General features: G+C 39.0%; 15 protein-coding genes and 1 tRNA gene. 1 reads left to right on the top strand and 15 read right to left on the bottom strand.

From position 1 onward, the window contains the following. Positions 1–621: 621 nt before the first annotated feature. From lysS to spoIIE, 14 genes are all read right to left on the bottom strand, one after another. Positions 622–2,121, bottom strand: a complete 1,500-nt coding sequence (gene lysS / locus CWR45_RS14830) for a lysine--tRNA ligase (protein WP_170138875.1) — start codon at positions 2,119–2,121, stop codon at positions 622–624. Positions 2,122–2,346: 225 nt separating this feature from the next. Next, positions 2,347–2,841, bottom strand: a complete 495-nt coding sequence (gene folK, locus CWR45_RS14825) for a 2-amino-4-hydroxy-6-hydroxymethyldihydropteridine diphosphokinase (RefSeq protein ID WP_115750628.1) — start codon at positions 2,839–2,841, stop codon at positions 2,347–2,349. Then, positions 2,838–3,203 (bottom strand): dihydroneopterin aldolase, encoded by a 366-nt coding sequence (gene folB / locus CWR45_RS14820; RefSeq protein WP_115750627.1) that lies wholly within the window; start codon positions 3,201–3,203, stop codon positions 2,838–2,840. The genes folK and folB overlap by 4 nt, the downstream gene beginning before the upstream one ends. Next, entirely contained in the window at positions 3,181–4,026 is an 846-nt protein-coding gene (gene folP / locus CWR45_RS14815) for a dihydropteroate synthase (RefSeq protein ID WP_115750626.1), read from the bottom strand. Before folP ends, folB begins: the two co-directional genes overlap by 23 nt. Positions 4,027–4,574: 548 nt before the next feature. Continuing rightward, a complete protein-coding gene (gene cysK, locus CWR45_RS14810) occupies positions 4,575–5,507 on the bottom strand; it encodes a cysteine synthase A (RefSeq protein ID WP_115750625.1) in 933 nt (310 codons plus the stop codon). Positions 5,508–5,745: 238 nt separating this feature from the next. Next, positions 5,746–6,648, bottom strand: coding sequence for a peptidylprolyl isomerase (locus tag CWR45_RS14805; RefSeq protein ID WP_115750624.1), 903 nt, complete (start codon positions 6,646–6,648; stop codon positions 5,746–5,748). Between the two features lie 20 nt (positions 6,649–6,668). Beyond that, positions 6,669–7,538 carry an Hsp33 family molecular chaperone HslO gene (gene hslO, locus CWR45_RS14800; protein ID WP_115750623.1) on the bottom strand — a complete coding sequence of 290 codons (870 nt, stop codon included), beginning with the start codon at positions 7,536–7,538 and terminating at the stop codon, positions 6,669–6,671. Further along, a complete protein-coding gene (locus CWR45_RS14795; RefSeq protein ID WP_115750622.1) occupies positions 7,535–8,314 on the bottom strand; it encodes a type III pantothenate kinase in 780 nt (259 codons plus the stop codon). Before CWR45_RS14795 ends, hslO begins: the two co-directional genes overlap by 4 nt. Positions 8,315–8,451: 137 nt before the next feature. Continuing rightward, positions 8,452–10,458: an ATP-dependent zinc metalloprotease FtsH gene (gene ftsH, locus CWR45_RS14790; protein WP_115750621.1), complete on the bottom strand. Its 2,007-nt coding sequence runs from the start codon at positions 10,456–10,458 to the stop codon at positions 8,452–8,454. 174 nt (positions 10,459–10,632) lie between these two features. Next, complete coding sequence (gene hpt / locus CWR45_RS14785; RefSeq protein ID WP_115750650.1) at positions 10,633–11,172, bottom strand: hypoxanthine phosphoribosyltransferase; 540 nt, start codon at positions 11,170–11,172, stop codon at positions 10,633–10,635. Positions 11,173–11,199: 27 nt separating this feature from the next. Then, positions 11,200–12,594, bottom strand: coding sequence for a tRNA lysidine(34) synthetase TilS (gene tilS, locus CWR45_RS14780; RefSeq protein ID WP_115750620.1), 1,395 nt, complete (start codon positions 12,592–12,594; stop codon positions 11,200–11,202). 234 nt (positions 12,595–12,828) lie between these two features. Further along, positions 12,829–13,761, bottom strand: a complete 933-nt coding sequence (locus tag CWR45_RS14775; protein WP_115750619.1) for a protein kinase domain-containing protein — start codon at positions 13,759–13,761, stop codon at positions 12,829–12,831. Beyond that, positions 13,724–14,464: a VWA domain-containing protein gene (locus CWR45_RS14770; RefSeq protein ID WP_115750618.1), complete on the bottom strand. Its 741-nt coding sequence runs from the start codon at positions 14,462–14,464 to the stop codon at positions 13,724–13,726. Before CWR45_RS14770 ends, CWR45_RS14775 begins: the two co-directional genes overlap by 38 nt. A gap of 340 nt (positions 14,465–14,804) precedes the next feature. After that, the gene (spoIIE, locus tag CWR45_RS14765; RefSeq protein WP_115750617.1) at positions 14,805–17,258 is read right to left on the bottom strand and encodes a stage II sporulation protein E; all 2,454 of its coding nucleotides are present in this window, start codon (positions 17,256–17,258) and stop codon (positions 14,805–14,807) included. Between the two features lie 497 nt (positions 17,259–17,755). Between spoIIE and CWR45_RS14760 the strand changes: the two genes are divergently transcribed. Next, a tRNA-Met gene (locus CWR45_RS14760) sits at positions 17,756–17,829 on the top strand. 246 nt (positions 17,830–18,075) lie between these two features. Here CWR45_RS14760 and CWR45_RS14755 read toward each other — a convergent pair. Beyond that, the gene (locus CWR45_RS14755) at positions 18,076–18,459 is read right to left on the bottom strand and encodes a S1 domain-containing RNA-binding protein (protein WP_115750616.1); all 384 of its coding nucleotides are present in this window, start codon (positions 18,457–18,459) and stop codon (positions 18,076–18,078) included. Positions 18,460–18,528 lie beyond the last annotated feature (69 nt).

Raw genomic sequence — 18,528 nt, 5'->3', positions numbered from 1 at the left:
GTTACCTTCTTGTTTTTGAAAAGAAAACAAGTTTCTTTTCGTTGACATACTGGTTGTTTTGTTCAGTTTTCAAAGAGCAAATGTTATTGCCGCTTCGTAAATCAGCGACTTTATTAATGTAACACACTTCATAGTTGAAGTCAACTGTTTTTTAAAGTTTTCTTTACAAACATGTTTTCTTCTATTATGAGCTTGTCGCCTTTTGTAGAAGCAACGTTTATTAATTTACCACGTTTATTTTTAAAATGCAAGTGAATTTTTATAGCAATTCACCAGAAACTTATATTCCATTTATTTCGATAATTTATATGTCTCATTAAACCGTTGGTATATATAGTCTCAACGCTAGTTATTCACCTATATTCTCAGCATAAAACCCTACCTTAAAATGGCCTTATTCTATCCTATAACTATTATTCGGTTTAATAATAATCACTAAGTACTATATAGAGTACCCTGTTTACGATTAATAAAAACATAAAATCGCTTTTAAATTGTTCACTTTCTGTTTCCTTTATTAAACACGGCTGGTTACCCTATTTTTCACAAAAAAACTCTAGAATGGGATTCAGCTGATTGAATCCTCGTTCTAGAGTCATTTGCTCTTTACTAACGCATCTATTATTTATTGCGCATTTGTGGGAAGAGTAGTACATCGCGAATCGATGGAGCATTCGTTAGTAGCATAACAAGACGGTCGATACCTATTCCGAGCCCACCTGTTGGAGGCATACCATGCTCTAATGCTTCTAGGAAATCTTCATCCATTAAATGTGCTTCATCATTTCCTGCTTCTCTTTCCTGTACTTGTGCCTCGAAGCGTGCACGCTGATCAATCGGATCGTTTAACTCACTAAATGCATTTGCATGTTCACGACCTACAATAAATAGTTCGAAACGATCGGTAAAGCGTTCGTCTTCAGGATTTTTCTTCGCAAGTGGTGAGATTTCTACTGGATGGCCATAAATGAAGGTCGGTTGAATTAACGTATCTTCTACTTTCTGTTCAAAGAACTCATTCACTACATGACCAAAGGACATCGTGTCTTTTATTTCCACACCATGTTCTTTTGCTAATTTACGCGCTTCTTCATCGCTCATCTGCTGCCAGAAGTCTACTCCTGTTTGTTCTTTAACAGCATCAACCATATGGAGTCTTGTCCATTTCGGTTCAAGGTCAATTTCATAATCCCCATAAGGAATCTTCGTTGAACCAAGTACTTCTTTAGCAACATGGGCAACGAGATTCTCTGTTAATTCCATAATATCATTATAATCTGCATATGCTTCATATAATTCGATCATCGTAAACTCAGGATTATGTCTTGTCGACACTCCTTCATTACGGAATACACGACCAATCTCATAAACCTTTTCTAATCCACCTACAATTAACCGTTTTAAATGTAATTCAATTGCAATTCGCATATACAGTTCAATGTCTAGTGCATTGTGGTGAGTAATAAATGGACGTGCAGCAGCTCCACCTGGAATGCTATGAAGCATCGGTGTTTCCACTTCTAAATAACCATGTCCGTTTAAATATTCTCTTATGGATTGGATAATCTTACTTCTTAGTATGAAGGTCTTTTGACTATCTGCATTGGTAATTAAATCTAAATAGCGTTGACGGTAGCGTTGTTCAACATCCTTCAATCCATGATATTTCTCTGGCAATGGACGAAGAGATTTCGTTAATAGATGGAACTCTTCCACTTTAATAGATAACTCTCCTGCATTCGTACGGAAAATCGCTCCCGTTACACCAACAATATCACCTAAATCAATGGTATTGAAAACTTCATAAGCTTCTTCACCGATTGCATCTTTTCTTACGTAAATTTGGATTTGGCCACTTAAATCTTGAACATGTGCGAATCCAGCTTTCCCTTTTCCGCGCTTTGTCATAATTCTTCCAGCAATCGTTGCCTTTTCTGCCTTTTCTTCCAACTCTTCTTTGGAAAGTGACTCATTTGCTTCAATAATTTCATTCGCTAGATGAGTTCTGACAAATTTGCCACCAAATGGATCGATTCCTTTTTCTCTGTAAACATTCAATTTATCACGTCGCACGAGCATTTGCTCATTTAATTCTTCTGACACAGCCATCACTCCAGTCATTAATATTTATATAAGTATATAAGAAACTTAACATTCTTTCATGTATTAGCCTATCTTGTTGTATTTACGAAACTTCGTCCAATGTCGCAGTCCACTGTTAATGAAGCAATGGACGGAGCCTATGTACAAAAAAACAGTAAAATCTTAGTTGCTATCAACCATTTAGGTGACAGCCTCAGTTGCACTTTATGCAGCAAAAACGGCACGATAAGCTAAAACGTTAGTTTATTCCTCTATTTTTCGTACATCCTTTACATCTGCTTTAGGAAGTGTATTAATCAAATCCTGTGGACGTTTATTCCAGACAGGGATAAGATAGTCAGCTGCAATTTCCTGTAAAGGTACGAGTACAAATGCCCGCTCATGCATACGAGGATGAGGAATAATCAATCTTTCTATTTTACTATTCTCTTGATTATAGGTCAAAATGTCAAGGTCTATTGTTCGTGGACCAAATCGAATGTCTCTTTTCCGTCCCAAATCTAACTCGACTTGTTGGCAGTACCCCAATAATTCCATTGAATGTAAAGTTGTTTCCACTTCAATGACCATATTTAAAAAATCGGCTTGATTGGTGTACCCTACTGGTGCTGTTTCATAGATCGATGATTTTTGCTTAATCGCAATTGCCTCATGGTCTTCTAATGCTAGCAAGGCTTCTTGGAGATAATCAAGCCTTGGTTCAATATTGGTTCCTAATGCTAAGTATGCCTGATTCATATTGTCTTCTCCCTATATATTTCTACCGCAACTGACTCATAATGACCGACAATTGGTGGGTTTGGTTTTACCACTTTAACTCTGCATGCGCTTAATAGAACAAATGACGATAAAAGCTCGGCGGCAATACGCTCCGCTACCGCCTCGATTAAATTCATTGCACTGCCTTCTACAATACGCTTGACCTGTTCATACACCTCACCATAATGAACAGAGTCATTCATATTATCTGATTGTCCTGCGTTTTTTAGATCTAGGAAAAGCTCAACATCAACATTAAATCGTTGCCCTAATCGGTTTTCCTCTGGCAGTAACCCGTGAAAACCGTAAAATTGCATGTTATTCAGTAATATTTTGTCCAATATGAACGCCCCCCTTACCTAACATCGCATCCATCATCGTTGCTAACTCCTTATTCACTTTTACATTGTGAACCCGGACAATATGTGCTCCTTTAACAATTCCCAGACATGTCGTTGCCCCTGTTCCATTATCTCTTTCTTGCGGTGGCAGATCCAAAACATGCCCAATGAAACGTTTCCGTGAAGTTGCTAATAAAAACGGGTAACCCATCGCTACAAATTGTTCCAGGTTATTCATAACAACTAAGTTTTCTTCTGCCGATTTCGCAAACCCGACACCAGGATCAAGGATTATGTTTTCCTTAGGTACACCTGCATGAATTGCAATATCAATACTCTCCTGCAAGTCGCTTTTCATATCAGCAATAAGCGATGTATAGTTTTCATTCGTTCGGTTATGCATTAAAATAATTGGCACATCGTATTTTGCCGCAGCTTCTGCAATCGCTGGTTCCAGCTTAGCTCCCCAAATATCGTTTATAATATCGGCACCAGCTTCGACGGCATGTCTTGCAGTCTCCGCTTTAAACGTATCGATGGAAATTGGAATGTCAATTCTTTTCTTCACCGCTTCAATAATCGGCACGACACGCCGGGTCTCTTCTTCGGCATCTACAGGTCGGTGTCCCGGTCTTGTTGATTCACCACCAATATCAATAATATCAGCCCCTTGCTCAACCATCAGCTCTGCTTGCGCTACTGCTTTATCGATTGTTGTATAGCTTCCCCCATCAGAGAATGAGTCAGGGGTAACATTTAAAATACCCATTATATGGGTACGTTTCGTTAAATCAAGTGTATGATTTGCTGTTTTTAGTATCATCTACCTATCCTACCTTTCCTTCTTCCGTCAATATCTTTTTCTATCGTACCATAGATGAGGAAGCTTCATCCAGTCGTGATTTATCCTCAACCACTAGTTCAACTTATAACCGATTTTAGATGGGTAAAGTCACAGGCGAGCCGCTCCAGAAATACACTACGCGCACCTTAGGGGAGCTGGTGAGCCAACTCGCGCTATCGCGCTTCGTAGTCTCACTAGGCTCTTCTTACCGCAGGACAAGGAACGCTTCGGAAGCGTTACATCGCAATCAGACAAATTGAGCTTTATTTTCGAGGAGTCTCCGTGTATTTCTTCCGCTAGGATTGTGCGGTTGTTATTTTTGGCACTTTCTTAATATACTGCACGGCATTACCTCTCTTAATGTAGTTGATTGTAGTGAAGGATAGAATACTCTTGCAGGATCAGCTTGAGCCTTCCGGATGTGTGATTGTCCACAGCGAAAATTATCTTTTACCCTAATTAGTCCGCAGTTTATCTATATAGCGGAAAAAGGGTTAGCACCTCATCGATGCTAACCCTTTCTCTTATTACTCGTTATCCTCATCAAATTGATATAATGCGGTTGATAAGTATCTTTCTCCGTTATCTGGAAGAATCGCTAATACCTTCTTCCCTTTTCCTAATTGTTTTGCAACCTTCACTGCTGCAGCAATTGCTGCACCTGATGAAATTCCACCTAGAATTCCATTTGTTGTCGCAACTTTTCTTGATGCCTCAAATGCTTCGTCATTTTCAATTGTAATGACTTGATCGTAAATGTTTGTATCTAGAATTTTAGGCACAAACCCTGCGCCGATTCCTTGAATCTTATGTGGGCTAGGAGAACCGCCCGATAAAACCGGTGAAGCTGAAGGTTCTACTGCATAGAGCTTGATTCCGTCAAAATGTTCTTTAAGCACTTTACCTGCACCTGTTATTGTTCCGCCGGTTCCAATACCAGAAACAAATGCATCTAAACCTTCCTTCATCTGTTCGACAATTTCTTTACCGGTTGTACGAGCATGTACTTCTACATTTGCCTCGTTTTCGAATTGTTGCGGCATAAAATAGCCATTTTCATTTTTCAATGCTTCCGCTTTCGCAATTGCACCTTTCATTCCGTCCGCACCTGGAGTTAATACAAGCTCAGCACCATATGCACGAAGAAGATTTCGACGCTCTTTACTCATTGTATCAGGCATGACGAGTACAGCTTTATATCCCTTCGCCGCAGCAACCATCGCTAGTCCAATCCCTGTGTTTCCACTTGTCGGCTCAATGATTGTATCTCCTGTTTTTAATATTCCTTCTTCTTCAGCTGCTTCAATCATCGCCATGGCAATTCGATCCTTCACAGAACTTCCAGGGTTAAAAAACTCTAATTTTGCATATACATCTGCACTATTTTCATCCGTAAGATTATTCAGTTTAACGATTGGTGTTTCACCTATTAATCCTACAATTGAATATGAAACTCTCATACAATCCCCTCCAAATCCTAGTATTTATATACGATTAATTTATAGTCTTTCCAAACAATTGTCAAGATTTAAGACTATTAGTATACGTACCTGTATAGCGGTGTACTGAGATTAGGAAATCAAAATTAGCATTGAGACTTTACTCAAGAATTGTAAAAAAAACAATTATACCCTCTTATAGAAAAAGCATGATAGGTATAGTCTATTCATCACTACACCTATCATGCTTCAGTTTATTTCAATCTTCGTATATCCATTCAATCTCCAGGTTATCCCATAAAGAGTCAACAGAAAGGGATTGTTGTGATTGCTGTAGTGCAAGCTCACTCTTAACGTACGGCTTAATTTCATCATAAGTAAACGTAACACTAGGGAGTTTCCGGTGCAGATAAATAATAGCTACGCCAGTATCCACTTGGAACGGCTCACTGTAAGTACCTTCCTTCATTTCTTTTGCTACTTCCTCATAGCCGGAAGGGAAAAATTGACTTGATGTTGTGATGAACCCAAGGTATCCTCCATCATTTCTCGATTCTTCATCACCGGAATATTCCTGTGCTAATAAAGGAAAGGCCGCACCTTGATCCAATTCCTTTTTCACCTTTTCAGCAGTATCAAAATTGTCCACGATTATATGAGATACTTGCATGGATGCCAAGAAATTATATTGGTTTTTATATTCATCGTAATGAGCTTTGATAGACTCTTTTGGAATATCAATATCCATTGTCAGTAATTGTTCCAATTGGTAACGATACATAATGTCTTGTTTCCATTTTTCTTCATTTGCTGCTATTTCTTCCTCTGCTAGAACACCTTGCATCGATGACAAAAATGCCAGTTCGCGCTCAATAACCTTTTCATCGACTACGATATTATTTTCCTTCGCCAACTGTTCAACTACAGAGCGATCAATCATTTTCTTTAATTGGTTTTCGCCAAAATTACTAGTTAAGGCATTTATCCACTCTTTATAGGTAATCTTTTCTCCGCCAACTTTAGCTACGTCACCTTTTTTTTCAACTTCTTTTCCGTTATTATCGTTAAGAACAATCTTCTCATCTTGGTTCCAAAATAGTAATGTAGCAATATTGGTGATTAGAAGGACGATAATAATACCTAAGAGTAATTTTTTTGACATGGAATTACTTCTTCCCTTCATTACTGTTTCAATGCTTCAAGTTCTTCTTCTGTGAAATGGTATGTTTCATTACAAAAATGACAGCTTGCGTCTGCACCATGATCCTCTTTAATCATGTTGTCAATTTCATCATTGCCTAATCCGATAATCGCATTTGCAATTCTGTCCTTAGAGCATTTACAACGGAATTCTAGTGGAAGCTTTTCAAGTATCTTCACTCCACCATCGCCAAATAAGCGCTCGAGGATTTGTTCTGGTGTATTTCCATCACGAATCAATGTAGAGATTGGTGGTATTTCACTGAGTTGCTTTTCTAAACGTGAAATAGTTTCATCATCTGCACCAGGAAGTAGTTGGATAATGAATCCTCCTGCTGCAAGGATTGTATGGTCTGGATTCACTAACACTCCTGCTCCAACCGCTGAAGGTACTTGTTCAGATGTTGCGTAATAATACGTAAAATCCTCACTAATTTCACCAGAAACAATTGGAACCTCTCCAGTGAAGTATTCCTTTAATCCTAAATCTTTAATTACACTTAACCGACCTTCTGTTCCAACAGCACGTGAAACATCTAGCTTTCCTTTTTCATTTAAGTCAAAATCTGTATGCGGATTCGCAACGTATCCACGTACATGTCCTTTTGCATTTCCGTCCGCTACGATTACGCCAAGTGGGCCATTCCCTTCAACTTTAACCATCGTAGAATCTTCACCCTTCATCATTGCACCCATCATCCCAGTAATGGTAAGAGTTCTACCTAGAGCTGCAGAAGCTGTCGCCCATGTATCTTGTCGTCTACGCGCTTCTTCTACTGTGTTCGTTGAAGTAGCTGCATATGCACGTACTTTGTTGTCATGCGTAATTGCTTTTATTATATAATCGCTCATGATGTCATCCCCTTAAGTTTCTGATAAATCAAATTTAATCCTTTCAATGTTAAATGAGAATCCACTTTGTCGATCGTTGCCGATTCCTCCGCAACAAGAACTGAAAGACCACCTGTTGCAATTACTTTCGGTGAACCTTCCACCTCGTCCTTGATTCGATTGACGATCCCATCCACCATTGCAGCGGAGCCGTAGTAGGCACCTGATTTCATTGCTTCTGTCGTTGATTTCCCAATCACATTTGCTGGTTCCTCAATTTCAATTTTGCTTAATTTCGATGCTTTGCTGTATAGCGCATCCATTGATATATTTATTCCCGGGGTAATAATACCTCCACAGTATTCTTCTCGCTCATTGATATAACAATATGTCGTTGCAGTTCCAAAGTCGATGATTATAAGTGGAGCACCATATTCCTTGATCGCGCTGACTGCATTTACAACTCTGTCCGCACCAATTTCTTTTGGAGTAGGATAGTCCATTTTCAAATAGGATGTAGAATCCACTTTCCCTATTACACAGGGATCTATATTAAAGTAATCACGGCTCATCTTCTCCAGCGCAAACATAATTTGTGGAACAACAGAAGAAATAACTACACCATGAATATCGGAGAATCCAATTCCTCGATGTTCAAAAAGAGACTTGATTAATACACCAAATTCATCTTCCGTTTTATATCGATCTGTTTTTATCCGCCATTCATGTTTCAGCTGATCTTCCTCGAAAACCCCCAGAACCGTATTCGTATTTCCTACATCGAGAACAAATAACATGTCTCACCATACCTTTCTAGCCAAAAAACATAATGTGTTATGCATCACTATTTTTTAATATACCATATATTAGTTTTGGAACAAAAGGACAAGCAATAAAAAATAGCAGCCACCCAGTTAAAGTGGCTGCTCTATTATTATTTTTGATTATTGTCATCATTAGTAGAAGATTGGTTATCATTCATAATCGGATCATCGATATATTTCTTATTAGATGATTCATCATTCGATACTTCATCCTTCACTTCTTCAAATGATTTCCCTGCCGTTTCGTCTTTTGATTGAATGTTTACTTTTACATCTTCAGCCACAACTGGTTCAGGAAGTTTTCCTTCATCCCATAGTGAGCGAATTTGTTTCGCATCCAATGTTTCAACTTCAAGCAGAGTTTGAGCAATCAGCTCTAGTTTATCTTGATTCTCAGTAAGAATCTTCTTGGCACGATCATAGCAATAATTGATAAAGTTTTGCATTTCTGTATCAATATCATGTGCAATGGAATCACTGTATGTTGGCTCGTTTTGAATATCACGGCCTAAGAATACATTTCCTCCACCGCCAGATGTAAATTGCAATGGACCAATCTTATCACTCATACCATATTCTGTAATCATCTTATTGGCAATATTGGTTGCGCGCTGGAAGTCATTGGAAGCTCCTGTACTTACTTCACCAAATGTAATTTCCTCTGCAACTCGTCCGCCTAATAAGCCTGTAATCTTGTCGAATAATTCCGGTTTTGTCATGAAGTAACGGTCTTCTCTTGGAAGCATTACTGCATATCCACCAGCCTGACCACGTGGTACAATCGTAACTTTATGCACCATATCGGCATCATCTAGAACCATTCCGATTACAGTATGACCACTTTCATGGTAAGCAACAATATTTCGTTCTTTTTGTGAAATAACACGACTCTTCTTAGCAACCCCAGCAATTACTCTGTCTGTTGCTTCGTCAATATCTAACATGCCAATTTTCTTACGATTATCTCTTGCCGCTACTAGTGCAGCTTCATTTAGCAAGTTTTCGAGGTCTGCACCAGAGAATCCAGGTGTACGCATCGCAATTACTTTTAAATCAACTGTGCTATCTAACGGTTTATTTCTAGCATGAACCTTCAGTACCGCTTCACGACCATTCACATCTGGACGATCAACTGTAATTTGTCTATCAAAACGACCTGGACGTAAAAGTGCGGGGTCTAGAATGTCTGCACGGTTTGTTGCAGCAATAATGATAATTCCTTCGTTTGCACCAAATCCATCCATTTCAACTAGCAATTGGTTTAGTGTTTGTTCACGTTCATCATGACCACCACCGAGACCAGCGCCACGTTGACGACCTACTGCGTCAATTTCATCAATAAAGATAATACATGGTGCATTCTTCTTCGCATTTTCAAATAAATCACGTACACGTGAAGCCCCTACTCCGACAAACATTTCAACGAAGTCTGACCCACTAATTGAGAAGAATGGTACACCAGCTTCACCCGCTACAGCTCGAGCAAGCAAAGTCTTACCTGTTCCAGGAGGTCCTACAAGCAGTACCCCTTTCGGAATTCGTGCACCAACTGCTGAGAATTTGCGAGGATCTTTAAGGAAGTCAACAACCTCAACAAGTTCTTGCTTCTCTTCATCTGCTCCCGCAACATCTGTAAAGCGAACCTTCTTCTTATCATCGGTGTACATTTTAGCTTTACTTTTACCAAAGTTCATGACACGGCCACCACCGCCGCCGCCTTGAGCTTGACTAAGAATAAATAAGAAAAATAGTCCAATTAATAAGAACGGTAATATACCTGTTAAGAAAGTCAGCCATGCGCTTGGTCTTTCCGCTTCCAATACAGTCAATACACTTTGTTCCCGTGCAGTTTCCGTAATATCTGCAATAATGTCCGTATTATCAGGTACTTGTGCAATAAACTGCTTATCATCAGATAACACCCCTGCATAACGAATTATCCCATTTGCAGGTTGATACGTCATTTCCTTTATTTCACCATTATTTAAAGCCTCTATAAATTCTTGTACATTTAATTCTTCACTTTCTTCACCTTGTCCATTAAACACTGTAAAGACACTAAAAACGACAAAGAAAATGAGCACCCAAAAGAATACTCTACTAAATATTTTACTCATTTCCTACCTCCTCCCAAGTGGGGAAAAACTATACTACATCGTACCATAATGAAAAGTTGAAATACAACTAATTTCACTTAATTAAAACATTTCCTACAATAAGAAATAATCGCTCGTATTAGCTAACTTTATCACTCATCTATACGGTACCCCGAATCCTCATTTCGGCTAATTTCAGCCGCCATAAACTTCAGGCTTTAATACACCGATATATGGTAAGTTGCGATACTTTTCATCGTAGTCTAATCCATACCCTACAACAAATTCATCCGGGACTTCAAAACCAATTAAATCTGCTTTAATATCTGCGGTTCTCCCAGTTGGCTTATCGAGTAATGTTACAATCTTAATTGATTTCGCTTTACGATATTTAAAGAGATCAACAAGGTAACTAAGGGTTAAGCCACTATCGATAATATCCTCGATGATTAGTAAGTCGCGGCCTTCCACTTTCGTATTAAGGTCCTTGATAATCTTAACTTCACCTGAAGTTGTCATTCCACCACCATAACTAGATACATCCATAAAGTCCATTTCTAAATGGCATTCTGTATAGCGGAGTATATCTGACATGAAAGGCAGTGCACCTTTTAGTATTCCAATTGCTAACGGAAATTTACCATCGTATTCCTCTGCTAGCTGTTTGCCAAGCTCCTTACATTTATTCAAAATCTCTTCTTCTGTAACTAAAATATGGTCTATTTCATTTTTCATATTATCTATTGCCATTCTTAAATCCTCCTACACATTCCCTTTTTTATAATGTACCTGAATCCATTTCCCATTTACTGTTTGAGACTTAGGTTGTCCCTTTTTCAGACCTATTACCCATAATACTTCATCATTATGATCAACTAAGATTGGCCAGCTATCCCGTTCTTTAATTGGAATTTTACTATCAATGAAGATATCTTTCAGCTTTTTACTTCCTTTTAATCCTTTCCAGCTCATTCTATCACCGGCTCTTCTTGTCCGAATATGTAATGGCCTTGTGACCTGATCAATATTACATGTATATTGATAGGGATCGGATGTTTCAATCTTATCAGTAAGATCCGCATAAACCTTTGATCCGTCGGGTAATTCGACTTTTCCTGGTAATGCCAATGTTTCATCATAGGAAGGGTCATGAGGATTAATATCTGCGAAGTAAAATGTCAGCCTGTCATATGACTTTTCCAACTTAAGATTGGAAGGGAAGTCGATACGGGTACTTCCTTTATTATAATCTAATAATGCAAAGAAATATTCCTCATGCACATAAGATAAATCCTTTGGTAATTCTTTATATAGATAGTCTAATATTAGATGAAAGGAACGCCTTTGTAAAGCGTGGGCGTGCTTTCTGAAGGATTCTATTTGAAAACTTGCCGATCGAGTTATTGTATTAAATTCTACTACCTCTTTCACCATTTGCCGAGCCTCTGTCTGCAGAAATTCTTCATCTTCTTTTAACGTCTCGCTTAAATGCTGAATTGTAATATGTATATTGTTATTTTTCTCTTTTATTAATGGAAGGAGATTCTTTCTGAAAAAGTTCCTTGTATATATCGTATCGAAATTGGTAGGATCGATTCTTGGCACAATCTGATTCGCTTTACAATAGACTTCAATATCCTTTTTTGTGATACAAAGAAAAGGACGGATGATCATTCCTTTGGCAAATATCCGCTTAAACGGCATGCCATTAAACATACTGGAACTAGCTGTTCTTGTTAAACGCATAAGCATCGTCTCTACTTGATCATCCCCATGGTGTCCTAATGCTAAATAGTCGGCATTCAATCGGTCCATCTGTTCATGAAATACTTGATATCGCAACTCGCGCGCCGCTAGCTCTGTTCCAACCTGATGCTCCTTAATATATGCCTGAACATCTACAGTAGCACCAATAAACGGTATACCCCATTTCTTGCATACCGCTTGAACATATTCAAGGTCTTCACGCGATTGTTCCCCTCTTAGCTGGTGATCGATCGAAACTGCAGTCAGATTCAAGTTCCATTTTCTGCGAATCGAATGAAGAAAATGCAGTAACGCCATGGAATCTGGCCCACCAGAAACACCAACTAAAACGTTAGCATTTTCTGCCATTAATTGATGTTTTATAATAAATTTAAGAACTGCTTGTTCCATTGCCGCCATCTCCAAAAAGAATTCATTAGATAACTAAGGTTTAACCAGACCTTTCGATGACAGCCTTAGTTACACTTATATTATAAGAAAGTGTTTTATCCTTTCTTAACTATCAAATAATCTATAGACTATCATACCTATTATATAAGAAAAATACTACGACGTCGCCTGTAAAGGTGAGGACAGGTAATCGTTTTTCCAACAAAGTAATTTGTCACACTCGCTGCATTTCCCCTATAATAACAAGGAAAAAAGATAGTATCCAATTGCCACGATTGTCACTCCTCCTGCCTCCATCAAAAATTGTGCATGTGCATCCTCCTTAGCACTTGCTCTTACCGACCGCCGTTTTTGCGTACTATACAATATATTTGTTATTTCCTGCTTCATTTCTGCGCTAGATAAGTATTTTCCTGTGAGTGCATTTTTAAGTACTTGTCGATAGGGAATCAAAGCCTTTACATCATCAATCCTTTTAAACAGTATTCGTTCGGATTGTCCCCCTCGTTCAAATCGCTTTGGATAGAAAACGTTAATAAAAACCATTACGAATGCGAATAAATCATAACTTGGCTCGGCCCGTCTCGTACCCATTCCCCAATAGCCACGATCGTAAAACTCTGTATACTCTTTAATTGCCCTGCCAATCTGAGTTGTTCCACCGACATCAATAAAACGAACCCTAGTCGGCGAAGAAACAACAATGAGATTATCTAATTTTAAATCACCGAAAATCCAACCTGATTGATGGAATCGCCCAAGATCCTCTAATAATTGCAGCATGAATACACCTACCCATGCACTTCCGTTATTTTGAATGAACCGGGACATTTCTTCTCCCTTTAAATACTCCATCACATAAAAAGAGTACATGTGCCCATAAGGTGAAACCCAATCATCTACATCTAATAAATAAGGTCCAAGACGACTTCCTTGGACCTTTTGCAACGATTTTAATACATTGACCTCGACTGTCATCGATGTACCCTTATCACTAATTTTCAATGCAGCGAGTTTACCATTTACTTCACACAGATAAACTGCCCCAACAGCACCCTCACCAAGCTTTTTCTTAATAATGTAGCGTTGATGATGCCACTTACCATTTATCGTTAGTCCCGGTCGTAGATTAATATCCTGTTTCTTCCAAGCCCGATTTGTCTTCATGCTTAAGGCTCCTTAGTAAGCTCTTCTTACCAAACTGGTACATCGCCTCTCGTATTGCAGGTCCAGTAGGCGTTATTCCACCACTCGTTAATTTCGGGAAGATGGTCGAGATTGCATCCAATTTCGGTGACCAATCGAACACCTTCTGAATATCCTTACGCTTCCCTGGAAAACTATAGATAGCAAAACGATTTCTACCAATCCGTGAATTTAAACTGATGGAAAGATCAATTAATGACTCCTTTACGGTTTGCAGCTTATCATGCATACTTGCACTTGTATCAACTAATACGAGCACCTCCAAATCACTCGTCTCACCTAAATCTTCTACGACCTCCATAATTTCCCCACGTTTCTCCGGGTCTAAATCTTCAAGTGTTTGATTTGAACCGAGGATTTGTTTAAGCTCCTTATTTACAAATCCTTGCAGCGTCTGCGTCATTGCCTGCTTCGTCACCATTTGCACTGTCTGTGATAAAGACTCACTATAAACGATCTGACTCACACCACCACCCGAAAGTGAAATTTCCTCTATTTCCTTTAATTCTGCAGATTCCTCTGTCTGATCATCGTCTAATATTCCGATAACATTAACCGTAATCCCTTGTTGATATGCAAGTGCCGCCGTCACAGAAGGATCCTCCCCCCTATTCGAGCACCCATCCGTCAATAATAAAATTTGTTTCAATGTACCACTGCGCACTTAGTCCACCTCCAATATATTCCACTACCATCATCGACAAAAACGGAAGAGAATATACGTAAGAAAAGTATAGCGGGCTGTTCAGCGACGGAGGACATAGACAAGGGACCGGAGAGTGGCGATCTTACCACTCGGAGTGTCAATTGACTATGACCATAGTCGCTAGCCCACGCGATACTAGACATGGAAAAGTGAAGGCGACTGCCCAGGGGCGGACGCATAAGCAAGAGACCGAAAAGCACGTGGTTTTTCGTGCTTGAAGTGTCAATTGCTTATGACGGTAGCCCCTAGGAGCCTGAACTTGACAAAGGAAGGCGGGTACCCAAACCCAAGTCGGACGCTACAATGCCTTTTTTCGATAAACAGGGACAGTTGCCCATTCTGGTTTGTTTTTCTCTATCTTAGCGACAAGCACAGTCATATCATCTACAATCTCTCCCGATCTCGTACGTATCACTTCTTCCAGCAATAAATCCGCAATTTCCTGTGGGTCATCTGTCACCATTTCTTGGATTTTCCGCTTCATCCACAGATCCGAATTTTCGATATACATTGGCCCTTCAAAGATCCCATCGCTCATCATAATCAGCAAATCATCGGAAAGTAATTGCTCACTGACGATATCAACATCGAACTCCTGAATGATCCCCATTGGTAAATTACTTGCTTCTATTCGAATCACTTTATTTCCACGTTTAATAAAGCTAGGAATCGAACCGATCTTTAAAAACTGTACGAATGCATTATGCAAATCAATGACTGCTAAATCCAAAGTGGCGAACATCTCATCAGTTGTCCGTAATGCAAGAATAGAGTTAATCGACTTAATTGCCACCTTCTCTTGGATACCAGTTTGGAGAATCTGCTGCAATAACCTTAGGGTTTCCACACTTTCCTCCCTCGCCCGCTGGCCATTACCCATCCCGTCACTAATTGCCATTGCAAATTTACCAGCACCAAGTTCAATCGTTGTATAACTGTCACCAGAGATTAAACCGCCTCCTTTTGCAGCATTTGCAGCACCCATTGACACAATAAACTCCCTAGCAGATCCAAACGCCAAATAACTATAACCATTAGGAAATGGGGAAATCTCCTCTTGCTTCACAATAATCATCTCATTTAATATATCCGATAAAACTGGAGCGATTAATTTAGCACCCTCCCCGCGATAATTATAGAATGAAGCCGTCATTTCAATATCAATATTTCCTTTCTCCAATTGATAAATGTCCAATTTCTCTAATTCGATGCCCATATGCTCTAACGCTTGGATAATTTGCATTTCTTGGTGCTCATGATGCTGCCGTTCTTTTAAAATCTCCTTAGCAAAATCCTCCATTACTTCGGCGACTCCTTGTAATTGGTCAGCAACTAAACGCTTGCTTTCCAATACTTGCTGCGTTAACTTGCGATTAGCTTCGAAATATGTCATCTCCTCCTTCATTACTTCTACGACAGGCTTAGATTTCACGCAATGATTCTCAAAGCGACTCATCAACTTCCTATTTGGGTTTCTTCCATCCGTAATGTCATCCTTCATCTCTTCCATCATGGAATACGTCTTATCAAATTCCTTTTGCCAGCAGCGATCCTTCATAAAGCAAGATTGGCATGTCTTCTCCGTTACCCTGCTTAAATAAATATCAGTCTCACGTTTTATATCATCGTCATCCTGTACGCTCGTTTCAGTCACCTGAAAACTCTTCGCTAAGGCCTGGAATACATCGGAGAACTGTTCCACTCTTTTCGCAGTTACATTTCGAACTTTTTGTAAATACTGCTCCTGCTCTTTTGTATATTCCTCAGTTCCTGGTATATAACGAGAAATACTGCTTGTCCATGCGGCAGGCGTTAATAGGAATAGAATAATCGCAAGCAATGATTCAATGATCGACGGTATTAATGTCATCGTCCCACCGTAAATGCCAATTAGAAACGTTCCTACAAGTAATCCGGAAGCGACACCTAGCTTTTTCCCTTCTTTTAATAGCCCACCTAGCAATCCCGAGAAAGCAAGAAGACTCATCTGATATAAATTTGCAACATTTGCAAGCGAAAGAATTAATCCAGCAACGACCCCGACTGTAGAACCGATTGCTGCACCGCCAACAAAAGCAAATAATAATACAAAGTATCGAGAAAATATTTGTTCAACGGATGCTCCATATACTTCCCAACCAATCATTCCTGTCAGGATTGAGGCAATGAGAATAATCATACAGACAATTTCTTCATTTTTTAATGCGGGCTTATATCTTTTTGGTGATAAAAGAGGGATACTCTGCATAAAGATTAGTACTAGGACTGCTCCTAAGACACCTTCAACAATTAATAGCATCCATTCATAAGAGGTAAGTTGATCATTTAAGGAATATAGAAATATTCGTGGTATTGCCGTTGATAGAAACACAAGCACAGGAATGATTATCTGCTGATTCTTTTTATTTTTAAACAATGCACCCAGAAAGACGAAAATGATGAGCGCTAAGAGAATAAATATACTATGGGTTAGCGAGTAACTTAATGCCCCTAATAAAACAGCAATCATCGACTTAGCACTTTTTTCCCGATGGATAAACCACATCGTTGCAATAAAAGCTACGGCAAATGGGGAAACAACAGAAAGTATGACCGCACGACCTAATAGAAACCCAACCAAAAAGTATAATACGCCTTTATCTATTAGAACGGATTTCAGCTTTGAACTAATCCATTTACGTAACCTCCCTATTTGATTTGCTTTCCCCCTAACAAAATCTCCCGGCTCCACCCTTGGTAATGAATCCATCATTTACTATCACTCCTATCTTTCTAGATATTAAACCATAGGATGCCTTCTTATTTTGTCAAAATAGCAGAGCATGTCTAATAAATCGTTCGACCATTTTATATATAATGGGCAGATTTCAACACGAACATATGTGATATATTTGGCCTGGAAATAAACATTGTATAGATACACTCTCGGATGGCGTTTGCTAAATCGGTGGAGTTCTTTGCCGATTCCCATAATCTTCTGCCGAAATTCGATTCGAATGGTGTTTACCTCTCTCGCATGAAGTGACAGGAAAGGTATGCTAACCTCTAGAAATTTAATAGATTCTTCTCTATAGGGAAATCTATCTAAACTGCTTTTTCGTCGTTAAAGTGAAACTTGAATAAGTGGTATTCTACTGCCCGAATATACGGGTAAATACTATTGTTTGTATTTTTGAATAATTTTTTCTTTATCTAATAGTATTGACACAATTATTTTCCTGTTGTATGATAGCTTTTGTTCGATAATATGGCGGCGTAGCTCAGCTGGCTAGAGCGTACGGTTCATACCCGTGAGGTCGTGGGTTCGATCCCCTCTGCCGCTATCAATTAAAAGAAGGTAAAAGCTCCATTGCTTTTACCTTCTTTTTTCATATATTCTAAGAATAAAAGAGTGCCCATTTTGGTGCTGAATGTGACCTCACTATCCCAGGAATAAATTTAGGTTTCTCAACAATAAAAGCAGGCACCGAAGCTGGTACCTGCTTTTATTAGCATTAGGAAAGCAAGATTTATTCCTAGTGCAATCATTATTAATATATATTATAGAGCATTGTCACAGACAGCAGCTGCTATCCTCTTCTAGCACCTCGACCTCCACGTTTGGATTCCGTGTGTTTCTTCAAAGAGGCTAATCGATCCTCAGAATCTTTGAGAAATTGATTCATTTTCGATTCAAAATTCTCTGTGCGTTCTTTCGGATTCTTTTGACGAACTGGGCGGTCCTTTGCTTTCTTGATTGATAAGCCAATTTTGCCATCTTTTTCAACATTAATAACCTTAACCGTTACTTGATCTCCAACTTTCAAGTGTTCATTAATGTCCTTAACATAGCTATCAGCAACCTCACTAATATGAACAAGACCAGTTTTACCCGCCTCAAGTTCGACAAATGCACCAAAATTAGTGATACCCGTTACCTTTCCTTGCAGCTTGCTGCCTACTTCGATTGACATAAAAAAAATGCTCCTCCTTAAAAGATTAAATGTAATTCTTATATAGTATATTAATCACCGATTAAAGTG

It is taken from the genome of Oceanobacillus chungangensis (genome assembly GCF_003369565.1).
In the GTDB taxonomy this organism is placed as follows: domain Bacteria; phylum Bacillota; class Bacilli; order Bacillales; family Amphibacillaceae; genus Oceanobacillus; species Oceanobacillus chungangensis.
This window is presented reverse-complemented; position numbering and strand designations above follow the sequence as displayed.